This window comes from uncultured Streptococcus sp. (assembly GCF_963511325.1).
GTDB lineage: Bacteria > Bacillota > Bacilli > Lactobacillales > Streptococcaceae > Streptococcus.
In genome coordinates this window covers 37784-45137 of sequence record NZ_CAUPII010000011.1, presented here as the reverse complement: position 1 = coordinate 45137, position 7354 = coordinate 37784, and the positions used below count along the sequence as shown (strand labels likewise).

The following is a 7354-nucleotide window of genomic DNA, read 5'->3' as shown; positions in this document are numbered from 1 at the left end:
AATAGGCTCCATAATATCTATAGGGGATTTACCCACTACAAATATTATAGAGCCTTTTTATTTAAATGGTTACTTGATCTCTGTCTTTAATCATGTAGTGTTTTAATGGAGTTAGGCTTGCCAACCAATATAGGAAGCCACCAAAAATCGCCGTAAAGCCACTACCTGTTGTGATTAAGAAGATCGAACTTTGAATTTGTTTAGTTAGGGGATTGTAAACAAAGAGTACCGCAACTAACAGAGATACGAATACACAAGACAAACCAACTAAATTAAATCCCTTAGTAAACTCATAAGCCTGATGTCCATCTAAGAAATAAGCTGATCGTAAATCTAATTTCCGTTTTCTTATCAAGAAATAATCAACAACAATCATTCCAATAATAGGTCCTTGAATATAAGCTGCAAGCGAGATAAAAGAACCAAAATATTCTTCTACGCCACCCCAAATTGTTAACGCACTCACATAAATCATGGCAATCCAAACCATTAGTTTATAGCTCACCTTAGGCATACCACTTTTAACAATCATACAGTTCACATAGGATCCTGTCCCTTGAGTTCCAATATTTGCAAAAGCTACTAGCAATAAACTAAGAAGAGCAAAGGTAGGAGTACTCAAGGTTGAAAGCATCGCAGTTGGATCACTCTCGTAAACTCCTGTTCTTACAAACATAGCTAGAGCCATAACACCACCCGTCGCAGCAAAGAATGGTGCTACTACGCCATAAGATAAAGAAGTAGCCCAATACCCACTACGTTCTGATTTTGCTAAACGTGGTAAAATTAATGCTTGCGTCGACCAAGAAAAGGCAGTCGCTACATTCCCCTCTCCTGAAATCATAAATCGCTCTAGCGGGCTCAAATCTCCTTGTACTGCTGGTTGAACGTTCATAATGTCAGTAATCGGAACTGCTACAAAACAAATTCCAACGATAATCAATCCAACAACTAGCAAAGCAATTACCATAAACCGATTAATACCTTTTATAACCTCCGGTCCACCAAGGGCAATCAAGGTCCCTAATAAGACACAAAGTGTCCCAAGAATTGGTGCCCAAATCCCCTTCTCCAGTCCAAGGCCGAAATTATTAGCTAGATGAATCATAGAACTGGCAAAAAGATTTGCAGTAACTGCATACCAACCAAAATTTGCTAAACTGATAGTTGTTGACAAAAATGCCACTCCGCGCTTCCCTAAAACCGCTCGAAGCCAAATCCATAAATCAATTCCGTATCTCACTGCAAACAAGGTGGGAAGACACTCGATAAAGACCCAAATAATATTAAAGCTAAAAATATTGATTAACATCTGGCTGAAGGTCAAATATTGAGCAACATACGCTCCTTGTGTGTAACACCAAGTTGCAATCGCAAAACCACTTGTTGATAAGAATAAATCCCAGAAGGAATATTGCCGATCCTTACTAGTCATTGGAACAATCCCAGTTATGGTTTCTTGTTGAATAAAGTCGGTCGTTTTCGACATTATTTAATTCCTCCTGTCATAGCTAAGATAATCAAGATTAGATTAATTCCAATGATGACACCAATCAAAGCAAAATCTTTTTTTAAGAATGGTTGCGCAAAATCATAGTCTGGAGATTCCATTTCTTCCAGTCTTCGTTTCGTTTCATCTGCTACCAATTGTTCAATTTCAGATACAGATTTCATCTTATTTTTCTCCTAGATATAACTCTAATGAAAGTTGTCCGTATTGTCTGGTAAATCGATACCAAGTATAAAGAAATTCTCCCACAGGTTTTCCAACACTCTCTTGGAATAAGGCCCACAAGAACCAATAATAAGATGTCACTGCCACATAGGCTAAATAATGACGTCTTGTTTTTGTATCTGGAACTTCTTGCAAGTAAATCTCAAGCACTTTCTCAGCTTGTTCAACAGTATAATTCGAACAACCAATGAAGGTACCTAAATCCCCTGCAGGGTCCCCCATACCAGAATACTCCCAATCAATCAGACTCATCTCCTCTTGTTCGTTTAGGAGAAAATTAGGGCTATAGGAATCTCCATGACATAAAACTCTCTCAGTGTCATCCTGTTTTAAAAATTCTCTAATAGTTGAAATGTTTTTATCGAGTTCATCAAGTCCATCAAACTCAAAACGATTGCTAGCCTTCAATTTTTCTCTAAAATCATCAATTCCTACAAATAAATCAAAATTATGAGTTGTCTTCTCTCCAGACTGATGTAGTTTTCTCAAGAGCCCCATAGCTTTTTCTACATGATCCCAATTATCATAATCAAGCGGTCTAGCGTTAGGGATAAATTCTGAAATCTTCCACCCTTCGTTTTTATCCATTGCAACAAATGTTCTGTCTATTTGTAGTTTTGCTGCAATTTCCATAGAAGCCGCTTCACTTGACCTGTTGATATATTTTTCAGTTCCTCTTCCAGGATGACGGTAAACATATTTTTTATCAAGACAATCAAAGCTAAAGGATGTATTGGTCAAACCATCTTTGAGTGGTTTAATATGAACAATATCCGAAGCATCACAATTCAAGGTCTTGCAGATATTATCAATAATCTCAGAATTAGAATTCATCAAGTAGCGGTCATCAAATTGACGCAACTCATCTAAGGAATCAAATTCTTTAACAATATCCGCTGAATAATGACGAGCTTCTAAATGCAATTCATGAACATTGCGGGTATAGTAATCTTCCCAGAGCTGTTCTTTATAGGGCTCGTGTTTAAACTCAGTTTCTAAAATTTTTACGAATTTTTCACTAAAGGCACGGTCAAAATACACATGTCCCACCATAGCCCAAGTGTCTTTACCACCAATCTGTATGTCAACAATCATGTTGTTGGAGTCTTCGGTAGCACAATATTCGTCTGTCTCGCCTTCCACAAATATTGTTGAATAGTAGCCCCTATAAATATACTTCTCAAATGGATTTTCGGCAAAATAATTGTCCGATGAACAAATATAAGTATTTGATAGTTGATCTCTAACCAACATTAATGAAGAACAGTTATTGTATTTATAGTAATCATTATTGACAACGATTTTTACACCATATTTTTCAGCAAGGTAAAACATTTTTTCCTGCATATACCCTACAATAACCGTAATATCTTCTATACCTGCTTCCTGTAGTTGTTCAATTTCCCTTTCAATCAGGCGCTCCCCTTTGACTTTTAACAATCCTTTTGGTACTTCGTAAGACAATGGTGCAAATCGACTACTCATTCCTGCAGCCATAATCACTGCATTTTGTACTCGATAAGGTTCTAAAGCTTCTTTTCCTAACTCAGATAGGTGACCTTCTTGATCAATCCAATTAGCTTCTTTCATTTCTTTAAGCAAGGAATTAATTGTTCCTAAAGAAACTTCCAATTGTTCCGCTAACTGTCTTTGTGTAAACTCCTCTTGTGGATGCTCTTGCAAAAAAGACAGTAGTTTAAATTGTTTTTCTGAAATCATATTGATAACCTCTTTTTGTTCAATGATTGTTTAAAAAAGATTATAGTATGAACAATCGCTTTTGTCAAGTATTATCCAAATAAACTCTAATAGTAAAGAAGTAGTCTTGAATAACATGACCACGCATTTCCATAAGTTTTTAAAGATTTACAAACAGCACTTCCTTAATCACACTGAAGTGAACCAACTTAAAAACAAAATTCGTATAAAAGTCTAATCGTAAATAAAAAAGCGAACCATACTCGTTTCTGATACTCAGAATTCTATCTTGTCCGCTTTTTTATTTAATTTATCAAGCATGAGGATTTATGAGTCTGAGACAAAATAGTTCTCAGACCCTTAAATGGTTACTTGATCTCTGTCTTTAATCATGTAGTGTTTTAATGGAGTTAGGCTTGCCAACCAATATAGGAAGCCACCAAAAATCGCCGTAAAGCCACTACCTGTTGTGATTAAGAAGATCGAACTTTGAATTTGTTTAGTTAGGGGATTGTAAACAAAGAGTACCGCAACTAACAGAGATACGAATACACAAGACAAACCAACTAAATTAAATCCCTTAGTAAACTCATAAGCCTGATGTCCATCTAAGAAATAAGCTGATCGTAAATCTAATTTCCGTTTTCTTATCAAGAAATAATCAACAACAATCATTCCAATAATAGGTCCTTGAATATAAGCTGCAAGCGAGATAAAAGAACCAAAATATTCTTCTACGCCACCCCAAATTGTTAACGCACTCACATAAATCATGGCAATCCAAACCATTAGTTTATAGCTCACCTTAGGCATACCACTTTTAACAATCATACAGTTCACATAGGATCCTGTCCCTTGAGTTCCAATATTTGCAAAAGCTACTAGCAATAAACTAAGAAGAGCAAAGGTAGGAGTACTCAAGGTTGAAAGCATCGCAGTTGGATCACTCTCGTAAACTCCTGTTCTTACAAACATAGCTAGAGCCATAACACCACCCGTCGCAGCAAAGAATGGTGCTACTACGCCATAAGATAAAGAAGTAGCCCAATACCCACTACGTTCTGATTTTGCTAAACGTGGTAAAATTAATGCTTGCGTCGACCAAGAAAAGGCAGTCGCTACATTCCCCTCTCCTGAAATCATAAATCGCTCTAGCGGGCTCAAATCTCCTTGTACTGCTGGTTGAACGTTCATAATGTCAGTAATCGGAACTGCTACAAAACAAATTCCAACGATAATCAATCCAACAACTAGCAAAGCAATTACCATAAACCGATTAATACCTTTTATAACCTCCGGTCCACCAAGGGCAATCAAGGTCCCTAATAAGACACAAAGTGTCCCAAGAATTGGTGCCCAAATCCCCTTCTCCAGTCCAAGGCCGAAATTATTAGCTAGATGAATCATAGAACTGGCAAAAAGATTTGCAGTAACTGCATACCAACCAAAATTTGCTAAACTGATAGTTGTTGACAAAAATGCCACTCCGCGCTTCCCTAAAACCGCTCGAAGCCAAATCCATAAATCAATTCCGTATCTCACTGCAAACAAGGTGGGAAGACACTCGATAAAGACCCAAATAATATTAAAGCTAAAAATATTGATTAACATCTGGCTGAAGGTCAAATATTGAGCAACATACGCTCCTTGTGTGTAACACCAAGTTGCAATCGCAAAACCACTTGTTGATAAGAATAAATCCCAGAAGGAATATTGCCGATCCTTACTAGTCATTGGAACAATCCCAGTTATGGTTTCTTGTTGAATAAAGTCGGTCGTTTTCGACATTATTTAATTCCTCCTGTCATAGCTAAGATAATCAAGATTAGATTAATTCCAATGATGACACCAATCAAAGCAAAATCTTTTTTTAAGAATGGTTGCGCAAAATCATAGTCTGGAGATTCCATTTCTTCCAGTCTTCGTTTCGTTTCATCTGCTACCAATTGTTCAATTTCAGATACAGATTTCATCTTATTTTTCTCCTAGATATAACTCTAATGAAAGTTGTCCGTATTGTCTGGTAAATCGATACCAAGTATAAAGAAATTCTCCCACAGGTTTTCCAACACTCTCTTGGAATAAGGCCCACAAGAACCAATAATAAGATGTCACTGCCACATAGGCTAAATAATGACGTCTTGTTTTTGTATCTGGAACTTCTTGCAAGTAAATCTCAAGCACTTTCTCAGCTTGTTCAACAGTATAATTCGAACAACCAATGAAGGTACCTAAATCCCCTGCAGGGTCCCCCATACCAGAATACTCCCAATCAATCAGACTCATCTCCTCTTGTTCGTTTAGGAGAAAATTAGGGCTATAGGAATCTCCATGACATAAAACTCTCTCAGTGTCATCCTGTTTTAAAAATTCTCTAATAGTTGAAATGTTTTTATCGAGTTCATCAAGTCCATCAAACTCAAAACGATTGCTAGCCTTCAATTTTTCTCTAAAATCATCAATTCCTACAAATAAATCAAAATTATGAGTTGTCTTCTCTCCAGACTGATGTAGTTTTCTCAAGAGCCCCATAGCTTTTTCTACATGATCCCAATTATCATAATCAAGCGGTCTAGCGTTAGGGATAAATTCTGAAATCTTCCACCCTTCGTTTTTATCCATTGCAACAAATGTTCTGTCTATTTGTAGTTTTGCTGCAATTTCCATAGAAGCCGCTTCACTTGACCTGTTGATATATTTTTCAGTTCCTCTTCCAGGATGACGGTAAACATATTTTTTATCAAGACAATCAAAGCTAAAGGATGTATTGGTCAAACCATCTTTGAGTGGTTTAATATGAACAATATCCGAAGCATCACAATTCAAGGTCTTGCAGATATTATCAATAATCTCAGAATTAGAATTCATCAAGTAGCGGTCATCAAATTGACGCAACTCATCTAAGGAATCAAATTCTTTAACAATATCCGCTGAATAATGACGAGCTTCTAAATGCAATTCATGAACATTGCGGGTATAGTAATCTTCCCAGAGCTGTTCTTTATAGGGCTCGTGTTTAAACTCAGTTTCTAAAATTTTTACGAATTTTTCACTAAAGGCACGGTCAAAATACACATGTCCCACCATAGCCCAAGTGTCTTTACCACCAATCTGTATGTCAACAATCATGTTGTTGGAGTCTTCGGTAGCACAATATTCGTCTGTCTCGCCTTCCACAAATATTGTTGAATAGTAGCCCCTATAAATATACTTCTCAAATGGATTTTCGGCAAAATAATTGTCCGATGAACAAATATAAGTATTTGATAGTTGATCTCTAACCAACATTAATGAAGAACAGTTATTGTATTTATAGTAATCATTATTGACAACGATTTTTACACCATATTTTTCAGCAAGGTAAAACATTTTTTCCTGCATATACCCTACAATAACCGTAATATCTTCTATACCTGCTTCCTGTAGTTGTTCAATTTCCCTTTCAATCAGGCGCTCCCCTTTGACTTTTAACAATCCTTTTGGTACTTCGTAAGACAATGGTGCAAATCGACTACTCATTCCTGCAGCCATAATCACTGCATTTTGTACTCGATAAGGTTCTAAAGCTTCTTTTCCTAACTCAGATAGGTGACCTTCTTGATCAATCCAATTAGCTTCTTTCATTTCTTTAAGCAAGGAATTAATTGTTCCTAAAGAAACTTCCAATTGTTCCGCTAACTGTCTTTGTGTAAACTCCTCTTGTGGATGCTCTTGCAAAAAAGACAGTAGTTTAAATTGTTTTTCTGAAATCATATTGATAACCTCTTTTTGTTCAATGATTGTTTAAAAAAGATTATAGTATGAACAATCGCTTTTGTCAAGTATTATCCAAATAAACTCTAATAGTAAAGAAGTAGTCTTGAATAACATGACCACGCATTTCCATAAGTTTTTAAAGATTTACAAACAGCACTTCCTTAA

General features: G+C 36.3%; 6 protein-coding genes. All 6 read right to left on the bottom strand.

The genetic code is table 11. The annotated features are described in order from the left end of the window. Positions 1–61: 61 nt before the first annotated feature. A complete protein-coding gene (locus RQ973_RS04865) occupies positions 62–1489 on the bottom strand; it encodes a cytosine permease (protein ID WP_153225648.1) in 1428 nt (475 codons plus the stop codon). After that, positions 1489–1674, bottom strand: coding sequence for a hypothetical protein (locus RQ973_RS04860; protein WP_153225647.1), 186 nt, complete (start codon positions 1672–1674; stop codon positions 1489–1491). Before RQ973_RS04860 ends, RQ973_RS04865 begins: the two co-directional genes overlap by 1 nt. Position 1675: 1 nt before the next feature. Then, complete coding sequence (locus tag RQ973_RS04855) at positions 1676–3454, bottom strand: phosphotransferase (RefSeq protein ID WP_311522977.1); 1779 nt, start codon at positions 3452–3454, stop codon at positions 1676–1678. 339 nt (positions 3455–3793) lie between these two features. Further along, entirely contained in the window at positions 3794–5221 is a 1428-nt protein-coding gene (locus RQ973_RS04850; RefSeq protein WP_153225648.1) for a cytosine permease, read from the bottom strand. Continuing rightward, positions 5221–5406, bottom strand: coding sequence for a hypothetical protein (locus tag RQ973_RS04845; RefSeq protein ID WP_153225647.1), 186 nt, complete (start codon positions 5404–5406; stop codon positions 5221–5223). The genes RQ973_RS04850 and RQ973_RS04845 overlap by 1 nt, the downstream gene beginning before the upstream one ends. 1 nt (position 5407) lies before the next feature. Next, a complete protein-coding gene (locus RQ973_RS04840; protein ID WP_311522977.1) occupies positions 5408–7186 on the bottom strand; it encodes a phosphotransferase in 1779 nt (592 codons plus the stop codon). Positions 7187–7354: the final 168 nt, after the last annotated feature.